Here is a 25,421-nt window from a genome sequence, read left to right on the forward strand (position 1 = left end):
TCACGGGTGCAACGGCACCAGCACCGACGCGGAGTGACGACGCAGTTGCTCAGTCAATTCGCCGAGCAATTCGCCGCCATTGCGCCAGTGGTGCCAGTACAACGGCACATCGATGCAGTGCTCGGGCACCAGGTCCACCAGCCTGCCGCCGGCCAGCTCTTCTCGTACCTGCAATTCCGGCACCAGGCCCCAGCCGAGGCCGCCTTCGGTCAGGCGCACGAAGCCTTCGGACGAGGGGCACAGATGATAGGCGAAGGCGCCAGTGACACCGAGGCTCGCCAGGTAGCGATGCTGCAACTGATCATCCGGGCCGTAGACGATGGCCGGTGCCCGCGCCAGGGTTTCGGCGCTGACGCCTGCGGCAAAATGCCGGGTGATGAAGCCCGGGCTGGCCAGCGCGCGATAACGCATCGCGCCCAGCGCCAGGCTGCGCGCACCCGCTACTGGGCGCTCGGCAGCACACACGCAACCGGCTACTTCACCGGCGCGCATGCGCTTGAGGCCCACTTCCTGATCTTCCACCACCAACTCCATCAGCACTTGCTGGTCGGCGCAGAACTCGGCCGTCGCCGTCGCCCACCAGGTCGCCAGGCTGTCGGCGTTGATGGCGATGCGCAGGCGCTCGGGCAAGGCCTGCTCGTCCAGCCCTGGCACCTGGCCCTGCAGGTCGCGCTCGAGCAGGCGTACCTGCTGCACGTGGTTGAGCAGACGCCGGCCAGTTTCGGTTGGCGCTGGTGGCGTCGCGCGGACCAGCACCGGCTGGCCGACCCGTGCTTCGAGCAACTTGATGCGCTGCGACACCGCCGACTGCGACAGCCCCAGCACCTGCGCAGCACGCTCGAAGCCGGCCTGCTCCACCACCGCCGCCAGCGCAGCGAGAAGTTTGTAATCGAACAATCGATTTCCCTAATGAGTGATCAGCAATATTGGTTTCTCTTATACATCCAGCCACCGCAGACTCGCCAGCATTCAGCCCAATCAGGAGCCCGCCATGTCTGGCGAAACCAACCTCGCACGCCTGCTGCAGAGCATGACGCCGCGGCTCAATCCCGGTCAGTACGTGTTCTGCTGCGTCCCGGCCGAGCATGACTGCAGCGGCCTGCAGCCCATCGCTAGCCTGCGCGAAACCGAAGGACTGAGCCTGGTACTGACGCGCGAAGTCGCCGACGCCCATGGCCTGCACTACGACTACATCGCTGCCTGGATCACCCTTGAGGTGCATTCGTCGCTGGCTGCCGTAGGCCTCACAGCATCCTTCTCTGCCGCCCTGGCGCAAGCGGGGATCAGTTGCAACGTGGTCGCCGGCTTTCATCACGACCATATCTTCGTGCCCAACGAGCGCGCCGAAAAGGCGCTGTCCAGCCTGCGCGCTCTGTCGGCGGCGTCGATACCGGAGTCAGCGTGATGTGGCAGAGCTATAGCAACGGTCTGTTGGTGGCCATCGGCCTGATCATGGCCATCGGCGCGCAGAATGCCTTCGTCCTGGCGCAGAGCCTGCGCCGGGAACACCATCTGCCGGTGGCCGCCCTGTGCATCGTCTGCGATGCCCTGCTGGTGGCTGCTGGTGTGTTCGGCCTGGCCACCCTGCTGGCGCAGAGCCCGACCTTGCTGGCCATCGCTCGCTGGGGCGGTGCTGCCTTCCTGCTCTGGTACGGCAGCCAGGCGCTGCTGCGCGCTGCGCGCCCGCAATCACTGCAAGCGGCAGGTAGCGAGCCGCGCTCATTGCGCGCGGTGATGCTCGCAGCACTGGCGGTCACCCTGCTCAACCCGCATGTCTATCTGGATACCGTGCTGCTGATCGGCTCGCTCGGCGCCCAGCAACCAGAACCTGGCGCCTATGCCGCAGGAGCTGCCAGCGCCTCCTTTCTCTGGTTTGCCACCCTGGCACTTGGCGCCGCCTGGCTTGCGCCCTGGCTGGCCAGGCCACTGACCTGGCGCCTGATCGACCTCGGCGTGGCGGCGATGATGTTCGCGGTGGCGGCGCAGTTGATCTTGGGAACGCTTTAGGCCCTGACTTTGCCTGACACGCACAAACGCTGCACTAAACCGCCCGCCATCCGGACGGGTGAACGTCTCGTACCGCCGTTAGTCCTCCCCCTGCAGCGACTAATCCTTAGTCATACCGCCCCCACCTCAGCCGGAAAAGATAGCGCAGTCCGCTTCCGACGACCGGGAGCCACACTGCTGCAATCCTGCGGTCTATGCTGAACAGGTGTAACCCAGTCGCGATCGTGATCGACGCCTTGACCTTCCCAGCGCGGAGCCCCCACATAGGGGTAGCACCAAGGTTGCACCATGATGACGCAGCTTATCGGCACGCTGGATAGCACGAGTGCGTGCTAGCGCGCCAACGTCCACGCTGCGAAATGCATTCATGCTCTGAAACCGCCATATTCAGGCGCTATAGCGGCAGACACGTAGACAAAATTAACGTCCATCGGGATGCCGAGCTAATTGGTTGCACCTAGTTGCACCAAGCACCGAAGCGGGTTTAATCTCCCGCAGCTTTTTTGTTGCCCGCCATTCATGGCGGCACCGCTTCGGGCCGTCGCAAGCGACGTCAAAAACTGCTCCGGCAGTTTTTACCGTGCATAACCTGACAATAAGTAGGACTCCCCATGGCTACTACCACTCTTGGCGTAAAACTCGACGATGCCACCCGCGAACGCCTGAAAAAGGCCGCCGCGCAGATCGACCGCACGCCGCACTGGATGATCAAGCAGGCGATCTTCAATTATCTGGAGCAAGTCGAGAGTGGCCTGACGCCCGCCGAGCATGCCGGCCTGGCCGCAGCCGCCGGTGAAGAAGCCCTGGAATCGCTGACCGAACAGGGTCTGCAGGTGTTCCTCGATTTCGCCGAAAGCATCCTCCCGCAGTCGGTGCTGCGCGCCGCCATCACCAGCGCCTACCGCCGCCCGGAAACCGAAGTGGTACCGATGCTGCTGGAGCAGGCGCGCCTGAACCCGGAGCAAGCCGAGGCCTCGCAGAAGCTGGCCCTGGGCATCGCCGAGAAGCTGCGCAACCAGAAAAACGCCAGCGGCCGTCAGGGCCTGGTGCAGGGCCTGCTGCAGGAGTTCTCGCTGTCATCGCAGGAAGGCGTGGCCCTGATGTGCCTGGCCGAAGCCCTGCTGCGCATCCCCGACAAGGCCACCCGCGACGCGCTGATTCGCGACAAAATCGCCAACGGCAACTGGAGCCAGCACCTCGGCCAGAGCCCGTCGATGTTCGTCAACGCGGCGAGCTGGGGCCTGCTGATCACCGGCAAACTGGTCTCGACCCACACCGAAGCCGGCATGACCTCGGCGCTCAACCGCATCATCGGCAAGAGCGGTGAGCCGGTGATCCGCAAGGGCGTGGACATGGCCATGCGCCTGATGGGCGAGCAGTTCGTCACTGGCGAAACCATCGCCGAAGCCCTGGCCAACGCCTCCACCCTGGAAGCCAAGGGCTTCCGCTACTCCTACGACATGCTCGGTGAAGCCGCGCTGACCGAGGAAGACGCCAAGCGCTACCTAGCCTCCTACGAGCAGGCCATCCATGCCATCGGCAAAGCCTCGCACGGTCGCGGCATCTACGAGGGCCCGGGCATCTCGATCAAGCTTTCCGCCCTGCACCCACGCTACAGCCGCGCCCAGTACGAGCGCGTGATGGACGAGCTGTACCCGACCCTGCTGGGCCTGACCCAATTGGCCAAGCAGTACGACATCGGCCTCAACATCGACGCCGAGGAAGCCGACCGCCTGGAGCTGTCGCTGGACCTGCTCGAGCGCCTGTGCTTCGAGCCGAGCCTGGCCGGCTGGAACGGCATCGGCTTTGTCATCCAGGCCTACCAGAAGCGCTGCCCGTACGTGATCGACTACGTCATCGACCTGGCCAAGCGCAGCCGCCACCGCCTGATGATCCGCCTGGTAAAAGGCGCCTACTGGGACAGCGAGATCAAGCTGGCCCAGGTCAACGGCCTCGAAGGCTACCCGGTGTACACCCGCAAGCCTTATACCGACGTGTCTTACCTGGCCTGCGCACGCAAGCTGCTGGCCGCGCCGGAAGCGATCTACCCGCAGTTCGCCACCCACAACGCCCATTCGCTGTCGGCCATCTATCAGTTGGCCGGGCAGAACTACTACCCGGGTCAGTACGAGTTCCAGTGCCTGCACGGCATGGGCGAGCCGCTGTACGAGCAGGTGGTCGGCAAGATCGCCGACGGCAAGCTGAACCGCCCGTGCCGCATTTACGCGCCAGTGGGCAGCCATGAAACCCTGCTGGCCTATCTGGTGCGCCGCCTGCTGGAAAACGGCGCCAACACCAGCTTCGTCAACCGCATCGCCGACCACAGCATCTCACTGAAAGACCTGGTGCTCGACCCAGTGCTGCAGGTCGAGCAGATGGCCGCGCAGGAAGGCACGATTGGTCTGCCGCACCCGCGCATCCCGCTGCCGCGTGATCTGTATGGCAAGGAGCGGGTCAACTCGTCGGGCCTGGATCTGGCCAACGAACACCGCCTCGGCTCGCTGTCCTCGGCGCTGCTGTCGACCGCCAACCACTGCTATCTGGCCGAGCCGATGCTCGGTTGCGATGGCGCCAATCCGGGCGAGCCGGAGCCAGTGCGCAACCCGGCCGATCACCGCGACCTGGTTGGCCATGTGCGCGAAGCCAGCGTCAAGGATGTCGACAGCGCCATCCTCTGCGCCCTAGCCAGCGGCCAGATCTGGCAGTCCACCCTGCCGGCCGAGCGTGCCGCCGTACTGGAGCGCGCCGCCGACCTGATGGAAGCCGAGCTGCAGCAACTGATGGGCCTGCTGGTGCGTGAGTCCGGCAAGACCTTCGCCAACGCCATCGCCGAAGTGCGCGAGGCGGTGGACTTCCTGCGTTACTACGCGATCCAGGCACGCAGCTTCGGCAATGACAGCCACCGCCCGCTGGGCCCGGTGGTGTGCATCAGCCCGTGGAACTTTCCCCTGGCGATCTTCAGTGGCCAGGTGGCCGCTGCACTGGCCGCCGGCAACACCGTGCTGGCCAAGCCGGCGGAACAGACGCCGCTGATCGCTGCGCAAGCCGTGCGTATTCTGCTCGAGGCCGGCGTACCGGCTGGCGCCGTACAACTGCTGCCGGGTCGTGGCGAAACCGTCGGCGCGCGCCTGGTGGGTGACGAGCGTGTGCGCGGGGTGATGTTCACCGGTTCCACCGAAGTGGCCGGCATCCTCCAGCGCAACATCGCCGGTCGCCTGGATGCCCAGGGCCGCACCATCCCGCTGATCGCCGAAACCGGCGGCCTCAACGCCATGATCGTCGACTCCTCGGCGCTGACCGAGCAGGTGGTGATGGACGTGGTCGCTTCCGCCTTCGACAGCGCCGGCCAGCGCTGCTCGGCCCTGCGCGTGCTGTGCGTGCAGGACGACGTGGCCGACCGCGTGCTGACCATGCTCAAGGGCGCCATGGCCGAGTACACACTCGGCAACCCGGAACGCCTGAACACCGACATCGGCCCGGTGATCGACGCCGAAGCCAAGGCTGGCATCGACACCCACATCGCCAAGCTGCGCGAGAAAGGCCGCAAGGTTACCCAACTGGCGCGCGTCAACGGTGAGGAGATCAAGCGCGGCACTTTCGTCGTGCCGACCCTGATCGAGCTGGACAGCTTCGACGAGATGAAGCGCGAAATCTTCGGCCCGGTGCTGCACGTGGTGCGCTACCAGCGCGCGGACCTGGGCAAGCTGCTGCAGCAGATCAACGACAGCGGCTACGGCCTGACCCTCGGCGTGCACACCCGCATCGACGAGACCATCGCTCAGGTGGTCGGCACCGCCAAGGTCGGTAACCTGTATGTGAACCGCAACATGGTCGGCGCCGTAGTCGGCGTACAGCCCTTCGGTGGCGAAGGTCTGTCCGGCACCGGCCCGAAAGCCGGTGGCCCGCTGTACCTCTATCGCCTGCTCTCGACCCGCCCGCAGGAGGCCGTCGCCCAGTACCTGCAACAGGCCGAGGTGCAAGCCCTGCCGGTGCCGAGCGAGCTGGACAAGGTGCGCAGTGCCTTCGCCGACTGGGCAGGCAAGCAGGAGCCGGCCATCGCCGCACTGTTCGAGCACTACCGTGCGCTGTCGCAGAGTTACAGCAGCCACGTGCTGACCGGCCCGACCGGCGAGCGCAACAGCTACACCCTGCTGCCGCGCGAGCACGTACTGAACCTGGCCGACGAGCGTGGTGACCTGCTGACTCAGCTGGCTGCCACCCTGGCCGTCGGCAGCCGGGCGATCTGGCTGGAAGGCCAACGCGCGCTGTACGCCGAACTGCCGAAGGAGGTGCAGAAGCACATCCAGCTGGTGACCGACTGGAACAGCGTCGACGTGGAGCTGGACGCCATCCTGCACCATGGCGACTCCGACCAGCTGCGCGCAGTCAGCGAGCAAGCCGCGCAGCGCAAGGGTGCCATCGTCGGTGTACACGGCCTGAACAAGGGCGAGACCGACATCGCTCTGGAACGTCTGCTGGTGGAGCACGCCCTGAGCGTCAACACCGCTGCGGCTGGCGGCAACGCCAGCCTGATGACCATCGGCTGATCGCAGCCGATAACGCCGCGGAAAGCTGGCTGAAAGCTTTCCACGGCATGCTGTAACCACATGACGCAACTGCCTGCAGGGGCTACCCGCCCGGCGTCATGCTCCTCCCTTTGACCTTCGGGTCTGCGCCAGCCTATCCGGCCGGCGCGTCGAGCGGGGCCAAACGCCCCGTTCGTTCCCTCCCTCCTCGCTATTCCATCTCGCCTGGCCATCATTGCGTAACGAAAAGTTCGGACTATGGTGTCAGTCGGAGCTGCAGTCCTGATGCTCGTCAGGGGCTCGACAACGCTTAAGGAATGGATGTGCGTTGACGAATCCTGAGCTATTGATTCAGGTCAGGATGCAGTGCTCGCCAAACGCGCTCAATACTCAAGTCCCGCTGTGACAAGGAGGTAATTGAGATGTCTGATTCGACGCAAAAACTCCGCCTTGGCGCGCTGATCGCGCTGGTCGTCGGCTCCATGGTCGGCGGCGGTATCTTCTCGCTTCCGCAAAATATCGCCGCCAGCGCCAGCGCCGGCGCTACCCTGATCGGCTGGCTGATCACCGGGGTCGGCATGCTGACCCTGGCGTTCGTGTTCCAGTCCCTGGCTAACCGCAAGCCCGAACTCGACGGCGGGGTGTACGCCTACGCCAAGGCCGGTTTCGGCGACTACATGGGCTTCTCCTCAGCCTGGGGCTACTGGATCAGCGCCTGGATCGGCAACGTCAGCTACATGGTGCTGCTGTTTTCCACTTTGGGTTACTTCTTCCCGGTATTTGGCGAAGGCAACACCCTGCCGGCAGTGATCTGCGCCTCGGTGCTGCTCTGGCTGCTGCACTTTCTGGTGCTGCGCGGGATCAAGGAAGCGGCCTTCATCAACACCGTCACCACCATCGCCAAGATGCTGCCGCTGGCGCTGTTCATCGTCATCGCCGCCATCGCCTTCAAGCTCGACGTATTCACTGCGGACTTCTGGGGCCGCGGCAATACCGAGCTGGGCAGCGTGATGGATCAGGTGCGCAACATGATGCTGGTCACCGTCTGGGTGTTCATCGGCATCGAAGGCGCGAGCATCTTCTCCGCTCGCGCCGAGAAGCGCAGCGATGTCGGCAAGGCCACGGTGATCGGCTTCGTCGGTGTGCTTCTGCTGCTGGTTCTGGTCAATATCCTGTCCCAGGGCATCATGGCCCAAGCCGAACTGGCCGGGCTTAAGAACCCATCCATGGCCGGCGTGCTGGAGCAGGTGGTCGGCCCCTGGGGTGCACAGTTGATTTCGATCGGCCTGATCGTCTCACTGGCAGGCGCCTTGCTGTCGTGGACGCTGCTTTGCGCCGAGATTCTCTTCGCCAGCGCCCGCGACCACACCATGCCGGCGTTCCTGCGCAAGGAGAACGCCAACCACGTTCCGGCCAACGCGCTGTGGCTGTCCAACGGGCTGATCCAGCTGTTCCTGATCATCACCCTGTTCAGCGCCTCCACCTACCTCAGCCTGCTGTACCTGGCCACCTCGATGATCCTGGTGCCGTACTTCTGGTCCAGCGCCTACGCGGTATTGCTGGCGGTACGCGGCGAGACCTACGAGAACGCGGCCGGTGAGCGCAACAAGGATCTGCTGATCGCCGCCATCTCCACCCTGTACGCGGTGTGGCTGGTGTATGCCGCCGGCGTGCAGTACCTGCTGCTCTCGGCGCTGCTCTATGCCCCTGGCGCGATCCTCTTCGCCAAGGCCAAGCGCGAGCTGGGGCAGCCCATCTTCACCGGCGTCGAGAAATTGATTTTTGTCGCCGTACTGATCGGTGCCGCCATCGCCGCCTACGGGCTGTATGACGGTTTCCTGAGTCTGTGAGAGAAGGAGTTCGAAATGTCCAAGAAAGCCCTCGGCGTTCATTCCGAAGCCGGCAAACTGCACAAGGTGATGGTCTGTTCACCAGGCCTCGCCCACCTGCGCCTGACCCCCGCCAACTGCGATGAACTGCTGTTCGACGATGTGATCTGGGTATCCCAGGCCAAGCGCGACCACTTCGACTTCATGACCAAGATGCGCGAACGTGGCGTCGAAGTGGTGGAGATGCACAACCTGCTGGAAGATACCGTCAGCGACCCCAACGCGCTGAAGTGGATTCTCGACCGCAAGATCACCCCCAACAGCGTCGGCCTCGGCCTGCAGAATGAAGTGCGCGCCTTCATCGAAGGACTGGAGCCACGCAAGATCGCCGAGTTCCTCATCGGTGGCGTATCCGGCGCCGACCTGGTCAAGCACAAGGATTCCGAGGCAGCGAAGATGTTCAACGCCTACCTCGGCGAAGCCAGCTTCATCTTCCCGCCGCTGCCCAACACCCAGTTCACCCGCGACACCACCTGCTGGATCTACGGCGGCGTCACCTTGAATCCCATGTACTGGCCAGCGCGCCGTCAGGAAACCCTGCTCGCCAGCGCCATCTACACCTTCCACCCGGACTTCGCCAATGAGCCCTTCGAGATCTGGTACGGCGACCCGGACCAAGAGCACGGCTCAGCCACCCTGGAAGGCGGTGACGTCATGCCCATCGGCAATGGCACCGTGTTGATCGGCATGGGCGAACGCAGCTCGCACCAGGCCATCGGCCAGGTAGCGCGCGCACTGTTTGCCAAGGGCGCGGCCGAGCGGGTCGTGGTCGCTGGCCTGGGCCGCTCCCGCGCCGCCATGCACCTGGACACCGTATTCAGTTTCTGCGACCGCGACCTGGTGACCATCTTCCCGGAAGTGGCCAACAGCATCGTGCCCTTCATTCTGCGTCCGGACGAGAGCCGCCCAGGCGGCATCGACGTACGCCGCGAGGACAAACCCTTCGTCGACGTGGTTGCCGAATCCCTCAACCTGAAAAAACTGCGTGTAGTGGAAACCGGTGGCGACGCCTACGAGGCCGAACGCGAGCAGTGGGACGACGGCAACAACGTGGTCTGCCTGGAACCCGGCGTGGTCATCGGCTACGACCGCAACACCTACACCAACACCCTGCTGCGCAAGGCCGGCGTCGAGGTCATCACCATCAGCGCCAGCGAACTGGGACGCGGCCGTGGCGGCGGCCACTGCATGACCTGTCCGATCATCCGCGACCCCATCGATTACTGATCACCCAGCCCACCCCTCTCCCCCCGAGAGAGGGGCCGGGGGTGAGGGGCGTCCCTCGCACAGCATTCTCAACGGAGAAAGAACCATGGCGTTCAACATGCACAACCGCCACCTGCTCAGCCTGATGCACCATAGCACCCGCGAGCTGCGCTACCTGCTCGACCTGTCACGCGACCTCAAACGCGCCAAGTACACCGGCACCGAGCAGCAGCACCTGACCCGCAAGAACATCGCGCTGATCTTCGAGAAGACTTCGACCCGCACCCGCTGCGCCTTCGAAGTGGCAGCCTACGACCAGGGGGCCAACGTTACCTACATCGACCCCAACTCCTCGCAGATCGGCCACAAGGAAACCATGAAGGACACTGCCCGCGTACTCGGGCGCATGTATGACGCCATCGAGTACCGCGGCTTCAAGCAGGAGATCGTCGAGGAGCTGGCCAAGTATGCCGGCGTGCCGGTGTTCAACGGCCTGACCGATGAGTACCACCCGACGCAGATGCTCGCCGATGTGCTGACCATGCGCGAGCACAGCGACAAGCCGCTGCACGACATCGCCTACGCCTACCTGGGTGATGCGCGCAACAACATGGGCAACTCGCTGCTGCTGATCGGCGCCAAGCTCGGCATGGACGTGCGCATCGCCGCGCCCAAGGCACTGTGGCCGAGCGACGAGCACGTCGCCGCCTGCAAGAAATTCGCCGAAGAAAGCGGCGCACGCATCCTGCTCACCGAAGACCCGAAGGCAGCGGTCAAGGGCGTGGATTTCGTCCACACCGACGTCTGGGTGTCCATGGGCGAGCCGGTGGAAGCCTGGGCTGAGCGCATCCAGGAGCTGCTGCCCTACCAGGTCAACGCCGAGATCATGAAGGCCGCCGGCAACCCACGGGTGAAGTTCATGCATTGCCTGCCGGCCTTCCACAACAGCGAAACCAAGATCGGCAAGCAGATTGCCGAGCAGTATCCGCACCTGAAGAACGGCATCGAGGTCACCGAAGAGGTCTTCGAGTCACCCTGGAACATCGCCTTCGAGCAGGCGGAAAACCGCATGCACACCATCAAGGCCATTCTGGTGGCGACCCTGGCTGACATCTGACGCTGCACGCTTGTCTCCCCTCTCCCATTAATGGGAGAGGGGGCGGGGAGAGGGCCTGGCTGGCAGCACCGTTGTGTAGCCCGGAGAAATCCGGGAACGACCTGTTCCACTGCCCCGGATTGCATCCGGGCGACGAACACGAACAAGGAGAACACCATGCGACTCGTCATCGCCTTGGGCGGCAACGCCCTGCTTCGTCGCGGCGAAGCCATGACCGCAGAAAATCAACGAGAGAACGTGCGCGTCGCCTGCGAGCAGATCGCCAAGGTGGCAGATGGCAACGAGCTGGTCATCGCCCACGGCAACGGCCCGCAGGTCGGCCTGCTGGCCCTGCAGGGCAACGCCTATGACGCGGCCAATCCTTATCCGCTGGACGTGCTCGGCGCCGAAACCGAAGGCATGATCGGCTACATGATCGAACAGGAGCTGGGTAACCTGCTGCCCTTCGAAGTGCCCTTCGCCACCCTGCTCACCCAGGTGGAAGTGGACAGCGCCGACCCAGCCTTCAAGAACCCGACCAAGCCCATCGGCCCGGTCTACAGCAAAGAGGACGCCAAGCGGCTGGCCGCCGAGAAAGGCTGGAGTATCGCCCCGGACGGCGACAAGTTCCGCCGCGTGGTGGCGAGCCCGCGCCCGCAGCGCATCTTCGAAATCCGCCCGATCAAATGGCTGCTGGAGAAGGGCAGCATAGTGATCTGCGCCGGTGGCGGCGGCATTCCCACGATGTACGACGGCAACCAGTTACGCGGCGTCGAGGCGGTGATCGACAAAGACCTGTGCTCGGCGCTACTGGCCGAACAGCTCAATGCCGACCTGCTGGTGATCGCCACCGATGTTGACGCTGCCTATATCGAGTGGGGTAAGCCCGGACAGAAAGCTATCGCCGCCGCTCACCCCGATGAAATCGAAAAGCTCGGCTTCGCCGCCGGTTCCATGGGTCCGAAAGTGCAGGCCGCCTGCGAGTTCGCACGCAATACTGGTAGCAGCGCGGTGATCGGTTCGCTGGAAAATATCGAAGCCATCGTCCAAGGTCGTTCAGGCACACGCATCAGCCTGGACTGCAACGGCATCGTCTATCGCTGAGAGGGCACGATCATGTTCACTCCCGGTCACCTGCACCGCGACAATCACGACCGCCCCGAGCATATGCGCCTGCTGCCGCCCTTCTCGGTGGACTTCTACTACGAAGTACGCAAGGACCCGCAGCAGGGGCCGATGCTGCATATGCGTCTGGTCGGCGACGTGGACGGTCGGCACTTTGAGGAAGCGTTCGAACTGCATCGCGATGTCGCCTTCAACTTCGCCAGCGTCGCGACCCGCATCGCCGCCCGCCATGGCCTGCCTCCCAACTCCAGCCCGGTGATGCGTGGCCACGACGAGTACGACAAAGTGTTCGCCGATATCCGCAGCAAACTCAATGTCCAACCGGGCGAGCCGGTCAACCTCGATCACATCCTATGACGTAGCCCGGATGTAATCCGGGGCTCTCGCTCATTTCCCGAATTGCACCCGGGCTACGCGCAGAAACAACCATTTATCGTCACTCCCGCGAAGGCGGGAGCCCAGATGATTCCTAGGTTCTGGATGCCGCCTGCGCGGGTATGACGGCGCTTTCAGATGCGTTCGTTCAAACAACGTAACACCCGCTCCGCGCGACCTGAGCAGCCCCACAACGCCCTGCCCGTTTTCACGCCTGCATCGTCCAGCCATGCACACCCATCGCCGCCTGGCGCCCTGCCTCCGAGCGGGTCGGGTGCGGGTGGCAGGTCAGCGCGATGTCCTCGGCCGAGACGGAGAACTCCATGGCCACGCAGTACTCGCCGATCAACTCGCCAACGCTCGGGCCGATCATGTGCACGCCGAGAATCTGGTCGGTGTTGGCATCGGCCAGAATCTTCACGAAGCCTTCGGTCTCGTGGTTGATCTTTGCCCGGCTATTGGCAGTGAAGGGGAACTTGCCCACCTTGTAGGCGCGGCCCTCTGCCTACAGCGCCTCCTCGCCGCCACTTCCGGGCGCGTGTAGATCACCCCGGGTATGACCCCGTAGTTGACCTCTGCCGCATGCCCGGCGATGCGTTCGATGCAGGCCACTGCCTCGTCTTCGGCCTTGTGCGCCAGCATCGGCCCGGAGGTGACGTCGCCGATTACCCACACGCCCGGCACGCCGCTCTGGTGCCTTTCGCTGGCGAGCATGCCGCGTTTGTCGGTGTTCAGGTCGACGTTCTCCAGCCCGAGCCCTTTGGTATACGGACGCCGACCGATGGCCACCAGCACGTAGTCTGCTTCCAGCACTTCAGCCGCGCCGCCTGCCGCCGGCTCCAGCGTCAGGCTCACACCGGACTTGCCTGGTTTTGCGCCGGTAACCTTGTACCCAGCTTGAAGCTCATGCCCTGCTTACCCAGTGTGCGTTGCAGGGTCTTGGCCGTCTCACCATCCAGGCTTGGACAGATGCGGTCGAGGTATTCCACCACGGTCACCTCGCTACCCAGCCGACGCCATACCGAGCCAAGCTCTAGGCCGATCACCCCGGCGCCGATCACCACCAGGTGCTTCGGCACCTCGGGCAACGACAGCGCGCCTGTAGAGTCGAGGATGCGCGCGTTATCGATGCTTACGCCCGGCAACGGCGTCGGCTCGGAGCCGGTGGCAATGACGATGTTCTGCGTCTCCAGCAGGCGCTCGCCGCTTTCGCTCAGTTTGACCTGTACACGCCCGGGGCCGTCGATACGTCACCAGCCCTTGACCCATTCCACCTTGTTCTTGCGAAACAGGAACTCCACGCCCTTGGTCAGCGCTTCGACGCTGCCGGCCTTCTGCTTCATCATCTGCACCAGGTTGAGCGTCGGCGTGACCTCAACACCCAGGGCACTGAGCTCACCACCGGCAGCGGCCTCGCAGAGTTCGGACGCATGCAGCAACGCCTTGGACGGCATGCAACCGACGTTCAAGCAGGTACCACCGAGGGTTTCGCGGCCCTCCACACAGGCCTCCTTGAGCCCCAATTGGCCGGCACGAATCGCCGCGTTGTAACCGCCAGGGCCGGCGCCAATGATGACCACGTCATAGCTGTTCATTGCTTTGTCCTCGAATCAAGGAAGTTTGCCGGCCACCGCAGCCGTGACGACCGGGCGGGTGCGCGCGGAAGGCCGGATCATCCATGTCGGTCGCTCCACCGCCTTGGCTGAAGGGCGTCTCTATGATGTCGACGAACGCCTGTATGCCGTTGCCTCCACCATTTGCCTGATTCTCGATATGAATGCGCCGCGCCAGAACAGCGACGCCAGTGTAAGATGACAAGCATCATTTGATAGACAGACGAGGCCCGCCATGCGCTATTCGGAAGACCACAAGGCCAAGACTCATCAACGCATCATCGAAGAAGCGGCCCTGCGTTTTCGCCGCGATGGAGTCGGGGCCACCGGCCTGCAGCCACTGATGAAAGCGCTCGGCCTGACCCATGGCGGTTTCTACGCGCACTTCAAATCCAAGGACGACCTGGTCGAAACCGCGCTGCAGCACGCCGTACAGACGCTGGAAAGCAGCACAGCCGAGTCGCTGGAAGGGGCCGAAGCGCCGCTGCAGACGTTCATCCAGCATTACCTGTCCAGCCTGCATCGCGCCAACCCTGGCGCTGGCTGCCCACTGCCGACCATATCTGCAGAGCTCGGCCAGCGCGGTGAACCCAGTGCCACCAGCGATGTGATCGTGCGCAACCGCCTGGCGCTGATCGAGAACAACCTGAAAGGCGAACACGCGAAAGACGAAAGCGTGCTGATGCTCTCGGCCATGGTCGGCGCCCTGCTGCTGTCGCGCAGCGTCAAGGATCCTGAGCTATCCGACCGCTTGCTGAAAACCACCCGTCGCCTGCTGATCGAGCAGGCGCAGGACGCGTAGTGACAAGGCTATGCCTGAGTTAACCGTGCACCCGTAGGAGCGGATTTATCCGCGAAATTCGCGGCTGAAGCCGCTCCTACAACGTCACTCACGTGCATATAGCCAATAACGAGACTGCTTCGGACTCACTTGTAACGTGCCGCCGCCTGGCTGTGCGAAAGGTTCGGCCCCAGCGCGGCGCGGGCAGCGACGAAGGCATCCCAGTCGGCTGCATTCGGCAGCGAGGGTATGGTCACCAGTTCACCCTGATCGAAACTAGCCAGCGCAGCATCGACCATCTCGCCCACTTCCATGATCATCGACGGCGGCAGAGCCGACGCATCGGTTCCGCTGCGCTCCCAGATTTCGGTGGGAGTCACGCCTGACATCACCGCCTGCAGCTGCCCCCCCCCCGAACCACGCAATTCGCCAGCCAGGGTCTGGGTCATGCTCAGCACATAGGCCTTGGTCGCGCTGTACACGGCGTTGAACATTTCCGGTGTCAGCGCCACCACCGAGCCGAGGTTGATGATGCCGCCACGCCCAGCTGCTGAGAAATTGCCAGCTGCCGCGGCCGCCAGACGGTTGCGCACCAAGTTATGGCTGTTTTTGTCCTTTTGGTCAGAAAAAGGTGCATCGAAGGCACTGGAGCGAACCTGAAAATTCCGCGCATCCTTTTGATTTGCAAGGGATATGCACAATCAAGAGAATTGGCGCCGTTTTTGCTCTAGCAGCACCAGCCTGACCAGACGGACAGGTTTAAAACCGCCGGGAGCGACTTTTGACGTCGGCTCCGCAAGGGCGACCGCCATGAATGGCAGGCAAAAAACCATAACGACACGTCTTAACCACCAGGAGCTTCCATGAATCGCACTCTCTCTTCGCTGGCACTGGCCGGCGGTTTGCTGGCGGGCGGCCAGGCCATTGCCGGTGACCTGATGCAGTGGCAGAACAACAGCCTGACCTACCTCTATGGCCAGGACTTCAAGATCGACCCGGAGATTCAGCAGACCGTCACCTTCGAGCACGCCAGCGGCTGGAGCTTCGGTGACCTGTTCCTGTTCGTCGACGTGATCAAGTACAACACCGACGCCACCAACGGCGCGGGTGACGGCCATACCTTCTACGGCGAATTCAGCCCGCGCTTCTCGCTGGGCAAGATCACCGGTGCCGACTTCTCCTTCGGGCCGATCAAGGACGTGCTGATCTCCACCACCTACGAGTTCGGTGAAGACGACGTCGAGTCCTACCTGATCGGCCCTGCGGTCGACCTGGACATCCCCGGCTTCGATTACTTCCAGCTCAACACCTACCTGCGCACTACCGACGGCAGCCGCCCCGGCAGCAACGTCTGGCAGATCACCCCGGTGTGGAGCTACACCATCCCCGTCGGCGAATCGGACATTCTCATCGACGGTTTCATGGACTGGGTGGTGGACAATGACCAGAACCGTCGCGGCGAGTACCACGCCAACCTGCACTTCAACCCACAGATCAAGTACGACCTGGGCAAGGCGCTTAAGTGGGGCGAGAAGCAGCTCTACGTGGGTATCGAATACGACTACTGGAAGAACAAGTACGGCATCAAGGACGGCGGCGACGTCAGCCAATTCGTTGGCCCGACCGACCAGAACACCGCCAGCCTGCTGGTCAAAGCGCACTTCTGATCATCTGCCCCCTGCCTGAATGGCCAAGGTCGCAGCCACTTGCGACCTTCTGCCAATGCCATCGACCAGCCGGGCGTGGTTAGCTGCACGGCATCACCAGACCTTCACCCAAGGATGGACGATGCCACCGCGTATCCTGCTGCTTACCTGCCTTGCCATGCTGGCGTTCGCCGGCAACTCACTGCTGTGCCGCCTCGCACTGCGTGAAACCGACATCGATGCCGCCAGCTTCACGGCGATCCGCCTGTTCGCTGGCGCGCTGACGCTCTGGCTGTTGCTCAGGCTGAGGCAGGCCAGACAACCCGTCGCCGGTAACTGGCCAGGCGCACTGGCACTGTTCACTTACGCCGCGACGTTTTCCTTCGCCTATCTGCAGCTGGATACCGGCATCGGCGCCCTGCTGCTGTTCGGCTCGGTGCAATTGAGCATGCTGCTCTGGGGCTTGCTGCGTGGCGAACGCCTGGGGCTGGGCGCCAGCCTCGGCACGGCGCTGGCGACGGCCGGCCTGCTGGCGCTGCTGCTACCCGGCGCCAGTGCGCCACCACTGCTGGCGGCCTTGCTGATGCTGCTGGCCGGCATCGCTTGGGGAGCGTACTCACTGCTGGGGCGTGGCCAGGGTGATGCGCTGGCCGTGACCGCCGGCAACTTCCTGCGTGCAGCCCCCTTGGCCCTGCTGCTGGCGCTGGTGCAGCTGCCACATCTCGACAGGGACGGGCCAGGCCTGTTCTACGCCGTGCTGTCCGGCACCCTGACCTCCGGCGTTGGCTACGCCATCTGGTACAGCGCCCTGCCAGGACTACGCGCCAGCCAGGCCGCCACGGTGCAACTGAGCGTGCCGATTCTCGCCACTCTCGGCGGCAGCCTGCTGCTGAGCGAAGCGTTGTCTCTGCGCCTGACCTTGAGTGCCGTCGCCGTGCTCGGCGGCATCGCACTGGTGCTGGGCAGCCGGCAACGTGCCGGGAGCTAATGGCGCGCACTGCGGTCTTCTATCCTGAACCCATCAAGTCCAGGGAAGATCGTCATGCCTCGCCTGCTCCGTCTCTGCCTCATAAGCCTGCTCGCAGCCACCCTGGGCGCCTGCGCCAGCCTGAGCAATCGTGATCCGCTACGGGTTGATCTGGTCGGCCTGGAACCTTTGCCCGGTCAGGGCCTGGAAGTACGTTTCGCGGTCAAACTGCGAGTGCAGAACCCCAATGACAGCGCGGTAAGCTTCAACGGCATGGCGTTGGATCTGGACGTAAACGGCCAACCGCTGGCCAGTGGCGTCAGCGACCAGAGCGGCAGCGTGCCACGCTTCGGCGAGACGGTACTGAGCGTCCCGGTGAGCATTTCGGCGTTTTCAGTGGTGCGTCAGGCCTGGGGCGCGGCCGGCTATCAACCCGGCCAGGAAGTGCCCTACGTGCTTCGCGGCAAACTCGCCGATGGCCTGTTCGGCACGCGTCGCTTCAGCGACAGCGGCACCCTGAACTGGCCGCAACCGCCAAGCCCCTACTGATGTAGGGACCAGCGGTGCGTTTGGCGCGGATCAGGCAGCCTGACGGCTGTTGCGCGAGGCGACTCGGCGGTGACAGGCGTCACCGAAAGCCTGGAAGATCTTCACCGAATCCGGGTTCAGTGCAGCCTGCCATTCCGGATGCCACTGCACCGCGAACAGGAAGGGCGACAGGCTCGGCGCATGCACCGCCTCGATCAGACCATCCTCGGCGGTCGCCAGCACTTCCAGCCCCTTGCCCAGGTTGCGAATGGCCTGGCCGTGCAGGGAGTTGACCTGAATCTCGTCCTTGCCCATCAGCTCGGCGAACCAGCTACCGGCTACCGGGCGCACACTGTGGCTGGGCGCGTACTGCACCTCGACCGGGTCATCAGGATTCTCGCGATGGTCGTTGAAACCCGGCTCGGCGTAGACCTTCTGGTAGATGTCGCCACCAAGCGCCACGTTGATTTCCTGCATGCCGCGGCAGATACCGAAGATCGGCAGACCGCGGGCGATGGCGGCACGGATCAACGGTAGATCGAACAGATCGCGATCGCGGTCCTGGCCTTTGTTCGGCGTCTCGTTTTCCTGGCCATAGAGCGCCGGGTCGATGTTGCTGCCGGCACCGGTCAGGTACACGCCATCAGCCATGTCCAGATACTGCTCGAGGTCGTCGATGCCACAGCAGGTGGGCACCAGCACCGGAACGCACCCGGAGAATTCGACCAGGGGCTGGATGTATTTGTGGGTCATTACCTGATAGTCGTGGCCCTTGCGCTCTTGAGCGCCCATGGACATCAACACGACGGGCTTGCGGAGATTGTTCTTGCTGGGGGTGTTGCGGATCTTGTTGTCGGACATACGTCACCTTGGGACAGGCCGGGCCTATCGTTGCTGTGCAGACCGCTGGCCAGCAGAACATTCTGCTGTAGCACGTGCGGCCTGTTTGGCTAACCCCGCGCACCGAGACTCATCCTGAGCCTGAGTGCCGCCTTCCGACGGCGGCTCGAACCGGGTCAACTCCATCCAGAGAGGGGCTGCAGCGATGCTGCCCGTTACCCGGTTCGGCAACGGAATCTGCAGCCAGCCTGCCCGAGCCGTAAAATATGTCAAACAAATCTGCTCGATATTTTCTGGTACCTCATTGTTGGCATATCAAGTAAACGCCCATAAAAAGGCGCTTAAAGGGAAATACAGGTAAACCACCTCCCGCTGATAAGTCCAATATTTAAAACACCCATATCTCGGTGGCTTCACGTCCTAGAGCGGCGCCCGCGAACAAAACCCTATATAATCTGCGGTTTATTCCAGCTCACCGAGGACAAGCCTTGACCACTCTGCCGCCCTGCCCCAAATGCAACTCCGAATACACCTACGAAGACGGCACGCAGCTGGTCTGCCCCGAATGTGCCCACGAGTGGAAAGCCGGCGAGAGCGCCGAGAACAGCGATGACGCGCGCGTGATCAAGGACTCGGTCGGCAACCTGCTGCAGGACGGCGACACCATCACCGTGATCAAGGATCTCAAGGTCAAAGGCTCGTCGCTGGTGGTCAAGGTGGGTACCAAGGTGAAGAACATCCGCCTGGTCGACGGCGATCACGATATCGACTGCAAGATCGATGGCATCGGTGCGATGAAGCTCAAGTCCGAGTTCGTCCGCAAGGTCTGATTTACACCTGCCCTGAGCAACTGGTGTCGATGCTGCTGGACGGAGGCTCGACACCATTGCCGGCGATCCCACCCAGCGAGCGCGCCCAGGGACAGGGGCGCGTGCTACTGCACCGGCAGGAAATTCAGCAGGAACAGGCTCTGGGCGTAGTTGGCGCCCATCCGCCGGTAACGCTCTTCCAGCACATGGGTGAGCAGATCGAGGCGCGCCACCATCTTGCCGAACTCCACTGCATAGCTGAGGTTGTTGCCCTGCTCGGAGAACTCGTTGGATAGCAGCATCGGCTGGCCCGTAGCGTCACGCCGTTGCGAGAGCATCCAGCCGGCCTTCTCAAGATTGCGCGCGGCGTTGTGGATGAACTGCGCATTGAAGCTGTCGGTCAGGTAGAACTCGGTGCGCCCACCGTGAGCCGTCACCAGCATGCTGCCAATGGCATAGGTGAAGGCCGCTACGCGGTCGCCCTGAAATGCCGGGCTCAGCGAATAATCCAGCGCCGCAACATCACGTCGGCCGCCCAAGGTTGGCCAGTCCTGGTTATGTTCGATGGCGTACTGGATAGCGCGCTCGGCAGCAGCGGCGTCGGGCAGGGAATTCTTGCGCCATTCGCGTGGGTTACGTTGATACAGCTTGTTCATCAGCCTATAGAGGCTGTTGAGGTTGTTACGCATGGCCAGGGTAGCCATGCGATCAACGTCCGTCTGCAGCACCTCAGTGGGTTTGAGCGGATTGCGCGTGTGCAGGATGGAATCGTTATCCAGACGACCACTGCAGCCGCTGAGCAGCAACAGCACAGCCAGCACCGACAGCACTAACCGCGGCAAAAATACCGAGTTGTTGATTGGCCTGCCGTGTGCAGCAGACGCTGGCCTCGCTCCCATGCAGAGGTTCCCTGGCTGGCACGCGCCCCAATGGCGCGCGCAACACTCAGAACCTCAGTAAAGCGCAAAAATTCCACGCTGCCTGTGCCCTGGCGCATAAATCGTGCCGATCAACGCACGACACGGCAGGAAAATGCGCCTGCTCAGGCCACATTAGCGGCCCATTGCTCCAACCGCGTGACGCTTGCGCGGTACGGCTTGAGGCTCTTGGCCAGGAGGATGATCGACGTCGACACTGCCAGGGTGGTGACGATCAGCAGCGAATAGCGCAGCGCGGCGTCATCGGCGAAGACGAAGTCGGTGACCAGCGCCACAGCGGTCGGCCCCACTCCCAGGCCGATCAGGGTGATGACGAACAGATAGATGGCCGACGCCTGGCCGCGCATCGAATTGGGCATGATTTCCTGGATCGCCGCTGGCGCCACGCCGAACGGCATGCTCAGGCAGAACACCGTGGGGGCCATCAGCACGCTGGCCCAGAATGCGCTGTCCACCAACGGATACAACACCACCATGGGCAAGGCACCCAGAGCCGCGTAAAGGCCGACACGCATGTTGGCATCGCTGCGCCCGCGCTTGGCCATCCAGTCAGCCAGTCGCCCACCGAAGACGATCCCCAGGCAACCGAACACCGCAACGATACTGCCGTAGACGATGCCGACCTGGCCGGCATCCCAACCGTGGGTACGGATGAAGAAGGTCGGTATCCAGGCGGCGCTACCGTAACCGGCGAAGGCCAAACCGGCGAAGCCGAAGTTGTGCAGCAGCACGGTACGTCGATTGGCACGAATGTAGCGCCCCACTTCGCTGAGCGGCACCGCCACCCCAGCACCGGCGCCACGCCGAGCAGGCTCCTTGACCGCGAACATCAACAACGTGAAGAGCACGCCGGCACCGCCGAGAATGAGGAAGATAAGCTGCCAGGGACGCACCTCACCCAGCATCGGCAACGTAACGTCGCCCTGCGCCGAGGCGAACTGAATGACCAGGCCGCCAACCAGAAAGGCCAGGCCCGAACCGAGGTAGACGCCCATGGAGTAGACGCTGATGGCCGTGGCCCGGCGCTCGGCGGGAAAGCTGTCGGCAATCAGCGAATAGGCCGCGGGCGACAACGCCGCCTCGCCCACACCCACGCCGATGCGGCACAGGAGGAACTGCCAGTACAGCTTGGCCATGCCGCAGGCGGCGGTAGCGGCGCTCCAGAACAGAATGCCGACCGCGATCAGCCCGCGCCGGCTGCGGGTATCGGCCACACGGCCCAGCGGAATGCCGCACACGGTATAGAACAGAGCGAACGACAGGCCCATCAGCAGGCTCATCTGCGTGTCATTGATCGCCAAATCGCGACGAATGGGCTCGACCAGCAAGTTGAGAATCTGCCGATCAACGAAGGACAGGACATACGCCACCATCAGGATGGCAACAGTGGTCCAGGCTCGGGCACTGGAGGGATAGCCGTTATTGTTGTTATGCACGGACGCTCTCCTCGGCACCGCAGAACGCGATGCGCGACGGTTGAAAGAAGCGCCAGCTTAGGACGATATAAACGGCAGTGAGTATCGCTCGAAGGTGTTATCAGATCGGCGAATGCTTCATACCCGCCGAGGCGAATGGCTCGCCCCGACGGTCAACAGTCCCTCAGACCATAACGGGCGCGCGCTCGCACAACACCTTCAATGCCGCCGCCCAGTCAGGATGATCGTTCAGGCAGGGGACCAGCTGCAGGCTTTCGCCACCGGCTTCGACGAACTGCTCGCGGCCACGGTCACCGATCTCCTCCAGGGTTTCGATGCAGTCGGCGACGAAGGCCGGACACATCACCAGCAGTTTCTTCACGCCCTGCGCCGCCAGCTCGTCGAGACGCGTCTCGGTGTAGGGCTCGATCCACTTGGCGCGCCCCAGGCGCGACTGGAAGCTCACCGACCACTGTTCCGGGCGCAGGCCCATGCGCTGAGCGAACAGCTCGGCGCTGCGCAGGCATTGCGCGCGGTAGCAGTTGGCGAGTACCGCGGGCGAAGCGCTGCGGCAGCAGTCGTCGCCTTTCAGGCAGTGACCGCTGGGATCGAGCTTGTGCAGGTGACGTTCCGGCAGGCCGTGGAAGCTCAGCAACAGGTGATCGAATTCCTGCTCCAGGTAAGGCTTGGCACTGGCGATCAGGGCGTCAAGATACTCCGGCTGATCGTAGAACGGCGGCAGCGTGGACAGACGCATGTCCAGCCCACGCTCACGCACCACCCGCTTGACCTCCTCGATCACCGTGGTGGTGGTGCTGTCGGCAAACTGCGGATACAGCGGCGCCAGGGTCACCTCACGAATCCCCTGCGCGGCCAGACGCTGCAGGGTCGACTCGATGGAAGGCTCGCCATAACGCATGGCCAGTTCCACCGGGCCCTGGGTCCACTGAGCCTTCATCGCTTCCCGCAGACGGCGGCTGATCACTACCAGCGGCGAACCGTCTTCCCACCAGATCGAGGCATAGGCGTGCGCCGATGCCGCAGGACGCTTGATCAGAATCAGCGACACCAGCAAACGACGCAGCGGCCAGGGCAGGTCGATGACATAGGGATCCATCAGGAACTGATTGAGGTAACGGCGAACATCGGCTACTTCGGTGGACGCGGGCGAACCCAGGTTAACCAGCAACAATGCGTGATCGGTCATGCGAAATCCTAGCTATTGATGGCCCAGCAGATCGGCTAGTGCCACATCCAGATGGGTGAAACGAAAACTGAAACCTGCCTCCAGCAGACGTGTCGGCACGGCGCGCTGACCGCCCAGCAGCAGCTCGGACATCTCGCCGAGTGCAGCGCGCAGAACGAAGGCCGGCGCCGGGAAAATGGTCGGGCGGCTCAGCGCCTGGCCCAGCGCTTTGCTGAACTCGGCATTACGCACCGGTAGCGGCGCGCAGGCATTATAAGGACCGCGAGAATCTCCGTGCTGTAAGAGAAAATCGATCAGGCCGATTTGATCGGCGATATGAATCCAGGGCATCCACTGCCGGCCATCACCAATCCGGCCGCCAACACCAAGCTTGAACGGCAACAACAAACGCTTGAGCATGCCGCCGTCAGGGCTCAGCACCAGGCCGGTGCGCACCAGCACCACACGAACCCCCAACTCCTCGGCGCGTTGTGCAGTTTCTTCCCAGGCGCCACACAACTGGGCGGCGAAATCATCAGTGACCGGCGGCGTATCCTCACTCAGCTCACGTTCACCGCCGTTGCCGTACCATCCCACCGCCGAGCCCGACAACAACACCGCTGGACGCTGTGTACGCCCCTGCAGCCAGGCCAGCAACTGCTCGGTGACCCCGATACGGCTGGACCACAGCAGCGCCTTGCGCTTGCTGCTCCAGGGGCGGTCAGCAATGGGCGCGCCGGCCAGATTGATCACCGCATCCAGTGGTTCTTCACCCAGCTCTTCAAGCCGGGCAATGCCTCGAACATCGGCCCCGCAGAGACGCGCCACCTTGCTTGGCTCACGACTCCAGACAGTCAAGCGGTGGCCCTGCTCGCTCCAGTGCGCGCAGAGCGCTCGTCCGATCAGACCGGTGCCGCCGGTCAGCAGGATATGCATGGCATCGTCCTCGCATGGCAATGGAAGAAACTTCACCTTTAGTCTGGTTCATGACGCGCATACCTGTCGCGTTTGTCCTAAACCTAAAGCAAGGGAGCGCCGCTTTCGGCGACAGCTGTACATGAAAACACTCTTGTATAGCTTTTGTCCAAACCTTAGCCTGTATAGCATTCAGCGCTGACGAGGTAACCATGAACGCACCCATCGCCATCATTGGCACCGGCATCGCGGGGCTATCCGCCGCCCAGGCCCTGCACGCCGCCGGCCAGGATATCGAACTGTTCGACAAGAGCCGTGGTAGCGGCGGGCGCATGGCGAGCAAGCGTAGTGACGCAGGCAGCCTGGATCTCGGCGCGCAATACTTCACCGCACGCGACCGCCGCTTCGTCGAGGTGGTGCAGCAATGGCAGGCGCGTGGCTGGGTCGCCGAGTGGCAACCGAGCCTGTACAACGCCCAGGACGGCCAGCTCAGCGCCTCACCTGACGAGCAACTACGCTGGGTCGGCAGCCCGCGTATGAGTGCCATCACCCGTGCCATGCTCGGCGCCCTGCCGGTCAAATTCAGTTGCCGTATCACCGAAGTGTTCCGCGGCGACCGCTACTGGAGCCTGCTCGATGCCGAAGGCAACAGCCACGGCCCCTACAGCCATGTGATCGTTGCTACGCCCGCCCCCCAAGCCAGTGCCCTATTGGCAGCCGCGCCGAAACTGGCTGGCACCGCAGCGAGCGTGATCATGGAGCCGACCTGGGCGGTGGCGCTGGGCTTCGAGCGCCCGCTTGATACCCGCGTGGAAGGCTGCTTCGTGCAAGACAGTCCGCTCGACTGGCTGGCGCGCAACCGCAGCAAACCCGGCCGCGACAACCACCTCGACACCTGGGTGCTGCACGCCAGCAGCGCCTGGAGCCGACAGAATCTGGATCTGCCCAAGGAAGCGGTGATCGAACAGTTGCACGGCGCCTTCGCCGAGCTGATCGGTTGCGCCGTGCCGGCCCCAAGCTTCACCCTCGCCCACCGCTGGCTCTATGCCCGCCCGGCCCAAACCCACCAATGGGGCGCGCTGGCCGACGCCGACCTGGGCCTGTACGCCTGTGGCGACTGGTGCCTGTCGGGCCGCGTCGAAGGTGCCTGGCTCAGCGGCCAGGATGCTGCACGCCGCCTGCTCGAGCACCTGCAATGAGCACGCCCGACAAGCGTCGTCTCAACCCACGCAAACTGCTGCTGTCGAAATGGACGGCCGCGCAGCCGCAGAATCGCGAGCGTCATTTCCTGGTGACCGAACTGATCCGCGACGAGCAAGACAACGTCCTCGGCGTCGAGCTTCAGGCGGTGCTCACACAACGCAGCCAGCGGCTCGACTGGCGCCAACTGCAAGATACCGAGCGCTGGCTGCAAGGTTGGCGCTGAACCCAGGGCGATGGCCTGTGATGCCCCCACGGGCAGACACCGCTTGCCCGCACAAGAAACCAACACCAAACCTATACAAATAATTTGACTTGTATAACCACACACCTATGATAGACACAAGTTGTACATGGAT

The 25,421-nt window shown here is 63.4% G+C and carries 21 protein-coding genes and 3 pseudogenes; 16 read left to right on the top strand and 8 right to left on the bottom strand.

Features of this window, described 5'->3' with window-relative positions; genetic code table 11:
- Nucleotides 1-897 (bottom strand): LysR family transcriptional regulator ArgP, encoded by an 897-nt coding sequence (locus AAEQ75_RS02660; protein ID WP_343350816.1) that lies wholly within the window; start codon nucleotides 895-897, stop codon nucleotides 1-3.
- A gap of 94 nt (nucleotides 898-991) precedes the next feature.
- On the opposite strand from AAEQ75_RS02660, the gene AAEQ75_RS02665 reads away from it, so the two are divergent.
- From AAEQ75_RS02665 to AAEQ75_RS02700, 8 genes are all read left to right on the top strand, one after another.
- On the top strand, nucleotides 992-1,405 hold the full coding sequence (locus AAEQ75_RS02665) for an ACT domain-containing protein (protein WP_343350817.1): 414 nt from the start codon (nucleotides 992-994) through the stop codon (nucleotides 1,403-1,405).
- Nucleotides 1,405-2,007, top strand: coding sequence for a LysE/ArgO family amino acid transporter (locus AAEQ75_RS02670; protein WP_343350818.1), 603 nt, complete (start codon nucleotides 1,405-1,407; stop codon nucleotides 2,005-2,007). Before AAEQ75_RS02665 ends, AAEQ75_RS02670 begins: the two co-directional genes overlap by 1 nt.
- A 611-nt stretch (nucleotides 2,008-2,618) precedes the next feature.
- Nucleotides 2,619-6,554 (top strand): trifunctional transcriptional regulator/proline dehydrogenase/L-glutamate gamma-semialdehyde dehydrogenase, encoded by a 3,936-nt coding sequence (putA, locus tag AAEQ75_RS02675; protein WP_343350819.1) that lies wholly within the window; start codon nucleotides 2,619-2,621, stop codon nucleotides 6,552-6,554.
- Between the two features lie 401 nt (nucleotides 6,555-6,955).
- The gene (gene arcD / locus AAEQ75_RS02680) at nucleotides 6,956-8,383 is read left to right on the top strand and encodes an arginine-ornithine antiporter (RefSeq protein ID WP_343350820.1); all 1,428 of its coding nucleotides are present in this window, start codon (nucleotides 6,956-6,958) and stop codon (nucleotides 8,381-8,383) included.
- 15 nt (nucleotides 8,384-8,398) lie between these two features.
- Nucleotides 8,399-9,649 carry an arginine deiminase gene (arcA, locus tag AAEQ75_RS02685; protein ID WP_343350821.1) on the top strand — a complete coding sequence of 417 codons (1,251 nt, stop codon included), beginning with the start codon at nucleotides 8,399-8,401 and terminating at the stop codon, nucleotides 9,647-9,649.
- Between the two features lie 85 nt (nucleotides 9,650-9,734).
- On the top strand, nucleotides 9,735-10,745 hold the full coding sequence (locus AAEQ75_RS02690) for an ornithine carbamoyltransferase (protein WP_143507359.1): 1,011 nt from the start codon (nucleotides 9,735-9,737) through the stop codon (nucleotides 10,743-10,745).
- A gap of 156 nt (nucleotides 10,746-10,901) precedes the next feature.
- Nucleotides 10,902-11,828 (top strand): carbamate kinase, encoded by a 927-nt coding sequence (gene arcC, locus AAEQ75_RS02695; protein ID WP_343350822.1) that lies wholly within the window; start codon nucleotides 10,902-10,904, stop codon nucleotides 11,826-11,828.
- Nucleotides 11,829-11,840: 12 nt separating this feature from the next.
- Nucleotides 11,841-12,206 (top strand): DUF5064 family protein, encoded by a 366-nt coding sequence (locus AAEQ75_RS02700; protein ID WP_343350823.1) that lies wholly within the window; start codon nucleotides 11,841-11,843, stop codon nucleotides 12,204-12,206.
- A 226-nt stretch (nucleotides 12,207-12,432) separates the two neighbouring features.
- Here AAEQ75_RS02700 and lpdA read toward each other — a convergent pair.
- Nucleotides 12,433-13,819, bottom strand: a pseudogene (gene lpdA / locus AAEQ75_RS02705) (dihydrolipoyl dehydrogenase).
- Nucleotides 13,820-13,871: 52 nt separating this feature from the next.
- Here lpdA and AAEQ75_RS02710 point away from each other — a divergent pair.
- Together AAEQ75_RS02710 and AAEQ75_RS02715 are read left to right on the top strand one after the other, a co-directional pair.
- Nucleotides 13,872-14,039: pseudogene (locus tag AAEQ75_RS02710) on the top strand (PaaI family thioesterase); the annotation flags it as partial.
- 33 nt (nucleotides 14,040-14,072) lie between these two features.
- The gene (locus AAEQ75_RS02715) at nucleotides 14,073-14,639 is read left to right on the top strand and encodes a TetR family transcriptional regulator (protein ID WP_179575727.1); all 567 of its coding nucleotides are present in this window, start codon (nucleotides 14,073-14,075) and stop codon (nucleotides 14,637-14,639) included.
- 125 nt (nucleotides 14,640-14,764) lie between these two features.
- Here the strand turns inward: AAEQ75_RS02715 and AAEQ75_RS02720 are convergent.
- Nucleotides 14,765-15,202: pseudogene (locus AAEQ75_RS02720) on the bottom strand (SDR family NAD(P)-dependent oxidoreductase); the annotation flags it as partial.
- Nucleotides 15,203-15,481: 279 nt separating this feature from the next.
- Between AAEQ75_RS02720 and AAEQ75_RS02725 the strand changes: the two are divergent.
- The 3 genes from AAEQ75_RS02725 to AAEQ75_RS02735 all read left to right on the top strand — a co-directional run bounded on the left by AAEQ75_RS02725 (nucleotide 15,482) and on the right by AAEQ75_RS02735 (nucleotide 17,780).
- Nucleotides 15,482-16,285, top strand: a complete 804-nt coding sequence (locus tag AAEQ75_RS02725) for an outer membrane protein OmpK (RefSeq protein WP_343350824.1) — start codon at nucleotides 15,482-15,484, stop codon at nucleotides 16,283-16,285.
- A gap of 121 nt (nucleotides 16,286-16,406) precedes the next feature.
- The gene (locus AAEQ75_RS02730) at nucleotides 16,407-17,252 is read left to right on the top strand and encodes an EamA family transporter (RefSeq protein ID WP_343350825.1); all 846 of its coding nucleotides are present in this window, start codon (nucleotides 16,407-16,409) and stop codon (nucleotides 17,250-17,252) included.
- A gap of 54 nt (nucleotides 17,253-17,306) precedes the next feature.
- The gene (locus AAEQ75_RS02735) at nucleotides 17,307-17,780 is read left to right on the top strand and encodes an LEA type 2 family protein (RefSeq protein WP_125881042.1); all 474 of its coding nucleotides are present in this window, start codon (nucleotides 17,307-17,309) and stop codon (nucleotides 17,778-17,780) included.
- Between the two features lie 30 nt (nucleotides 17,781-17,810).
- Here the strand turns inward: AAEQ75_RS02735 and AAEQ75_RS02740 are convergent, their stop codons facing one another.
- Nucleotides 17,811-18,620, bottom strand: a complete 810-nt coding sequence (locus AAEQ75_RS02740; protein ID WP_143507343.1) for a gamma-glutamyl-gamma-aminobutyrate hydrolase family protein — start codon at nucleotides 18,618-18,620, stop codon at nucleotides 17,811-17,813.
- A gap of 467 nt (nucleotides 18,621-19,087) precedes the next feature.
- Between AAEQ75_RS02740 and AAEQ75_RS02745 the strand changes: the two genes are divergently transcribed.
- Nucleotides 19,088-19,429: a zinc ribbon domain-containing protein YjdM gene (locus AAEQ75_RS02745; protein ID WP_143507341.1), complete on the top strand. Its 342-nt coding sequence runs from the start codon at nucleotides 19,088-19,090 to the stop codon at nucleotides 19,427-19,429.
- Nucleotides 19,430-19,533: 104 nt separating this feature from the next.
- On the opposite strand, the gene AAEQ75_RS02750 is transcribed toward AAEQ75_RS02745, so the two are convergent.
- The 4 genes from AAEQ75_RS02750 to AAEQ75_RS02765 form a co-directional block, all read right to left on the bottom strand.
- Complete coding sequence (locus tag AAEQ75_RS02750; RefSeq protein ID WP_343350826.1) at nucleotides 19,534-20,307, bottom strand: hypothetical protein; 774 nt, start codon at nucleotides 20,305-20,307, stop codon at nucleotides 19,534-19,536.
- A 143-nt stretch (nucleotides 20,308-20,450) separates the two neighbouring features.
- Complete coding sequence (locus AAEQ75_RS02755) at nucleotides 20,451-21,782, bottom strand: spinster family MFS transporter (protein WP_143507339.1); 1,332 nt, start codon at nucleotides 21,780-21,782, stop codon at nucleotides 20,451-20,453.
- A gap of 163 nt (nucleotides 21,783-21,945) precedes the next feature.
- Entirely contained in the window at nucleotides 21,946-22,968 is a 1,023-nt protein-coding gene (gene hemH / locus AAEQ75_RS02760) for a ferrochelatase (RefSeq protein WP_256836564.1), read from the bottom strand.
- A 12-nt stretch (nucleotides 22,969-22,980) separates the two neighbouring features.
- Nucleotides 22,981-23,883 (bottom strand): TIGR01777 family oxidoreductase, encoded by a 903-nt coding sequence (locus tag AAEQ75_RS02765; RefSeq protein WP_143507335.1) that lies wholly within the window; start codon nucleotides 23,881-23,883, stop codon nucleotides 22,981-22,983.
- Nucleotides 23,884-24,074: 191 nt separating this feature from the next.
- Between AAEQ75_RS02765 and AAEQ75_RS02770 the strand changes: the two genes are divergently transcribed.
- Both AAEQ75_RS02770 and AAEQ75_RS02775 read left to right on the top strand, forming a co-directional pair.
- Nucleotides 24,075-25,061: an NAD(P)/FAD-dependent oxidoreductase gene (locus AAEQ75_RS02770; RefSeq protein WP_256836567.1), complete on the top strand. Its 987-nt coding sequence runs from the start codon at nucleotides 24,075-24,077 to the stop codon at nucleotides 25,059-25,061.
- A complete protein-coding gene (locus tag AAEQ75_RS02775) occupies nucleotides 25,058-25,288 on the top strand; it encodes a TIGR02450 family Trp-rich protein (RefSeq protein WP_256836569.1) in 231 nt (76 codons plus the stop codon). The genes AAEQ75_RS02770 and AAEQ75_RS02775 overlap by 4 nt, the downstream gene beginning before the upstream one ends.
- Nucleotides 25,289-25,421: the final 133 nt, after the last annotated feature.

This window comes from Pseudomonas sediminis, from assembly GCF_039555755.1.
In the GTDB taxonomy this organism is placed as follows: Bacteria; Pseudomonadota; Gammaproteobacteria; order Pseudomonadales; family Pseudomonadaceae; genus Aquipseudomonas; species Aquipseudomonas mendocina_D.

What these genes read in the sequence shown, in the direction of transcription:
- AAEQ75_RS02665 (WP_343350817.1), top strand. Translation starts at nt 992, where the DNA reads ATGTCTGGCGAAACCAACCTCGCACGCCTGCTGCAGAGCATGACGCCG.
- AAEQ75_RS02670 (WP_343350818.1), top strand. Translation starts at nt 1,405, where the DNA reads ATGTGGCAGAGCTATAGCAACGGTCTGTTGGTGGCCATCGGCCTGATC.
- putA (WP_343350819.1), top strand. Translation starts at nt 2,619, where the DNA reads ATGGCTACTACCACTCTTGGCGTAAAACTCGACGATGCCACCCGCGAA.
- arcD (WP_343350820.1), top strand. Translation starts at nt 6,956, where the DNA reads ATGTCTGATTCGACGCAAAAACTCCGCCTTGGCGCGCTGATCGCGCTG.
- arcA (WP_343350821.1), top strand. Translation starts at nt 8,399, where the DNA reads ATGTCCAAGAAAGCCCTCGGCGTTCATTCCGAAGCCGGCAAACTGCAC.
- AAEQ75_RS02690 (WP_143507359.1), top strand. Translation starts at nt 9,735, where the DNA reads ATGGCGTTCAACATGCACAACCGCCACCTGCTCAGCCTGATGCACCAT.
- arcC (WP_343350822.1), top strand. Translation starts at nt 10,902, where the DNA reads ATGCGACTCGTCATCGCCTTGGGCGGCAACGCCCTGCTTCGTCGCGGC.
- AAEQ75_RS02700 (WP_343350823.1), top strand. Translation starts at nt 11,841, where the DNA reads ATGTTCACTCCCGGTCACCTGCACCGCGACAATCACGACCGCCCCGAG.
- AAEQ75_RS02715 (WP_179575727.1), top strand. Translation starts at nt 14,073, where the DNA reads ATGCGCTATTCGGAAGACCACAAGGCCAAGACTCATCAACGCATCATC.
- AAEQ75_RS02725 (WP_343350824.1), top strand. Translation starts at nt 15,482, where the DNA reads ATGAATCGCACTCTCTCTTCGCTGGCACTGGCCGGCGGTTTGCTGGCG.
- AAEQ75_RS02730 (WP_343350825.1), top strand. Translation starts at nt 16,407, where the DNA reads ATGCCACCGCGTATCCTGCTGCTTACCTGCCTTGCCATGCTGGCGTTC.
- AAEQ75_RS02735 (WP_125881042.1), top strand. Translation starts at nt 17,307, where the DNA reads ATGCCTCGCCTGCTCCGTCTCTGCCTCATAAGCCTGCTCGCAGCCACC.
- AAEQ75_RS02740 (WP_143507343.1), bottom strand. Translation starts at nt 18,620, where the DNA reads ATGTCCGACAACAAGATCCGCAACACCCCCAGCAAGAACAATCTCCGC.
- AAEQ75_RS02750 (WP_343350826.1), bottom strand. Translation starts at nt 20,307, where the DNA reads ATGGGAGCGAGGCCAGCGTCTGCTGCACACGGCAGGCCAATCAACAAC.
- hemH (WP_256836564.1), bottom strand. Translation starts at nt 22,968, where the DNA reads ATGACCGATCACGCATTGTTGCTGGTTAACCTGGGTTCGCCCGCGTCC.
- AAEQ75_RS02765 (WP_143507335.1), bottom strand. Translation starts at nt 23,883, where the DNA reads ATGCATATCCTGCTGACCGGCGGCACCGGTCTGATCGGACGAGCGCTC.
- AAEQ75_RS02770 (WP_256836567.1), top strand. Translation starts at nt 24,075, where the DNA reads ATGAACGCACCCATCGCCATCATTGGCACCGGCATCGCGGGGCTATCC.
- AAEQ75_RS02775 (WP_256836569.1), top strand. Translation starts at nt 25,058, where the DNA reads ATGAGCACGCCCGACAAGCGTCGTCTCAACCCACGCAAACTGCTGCTG.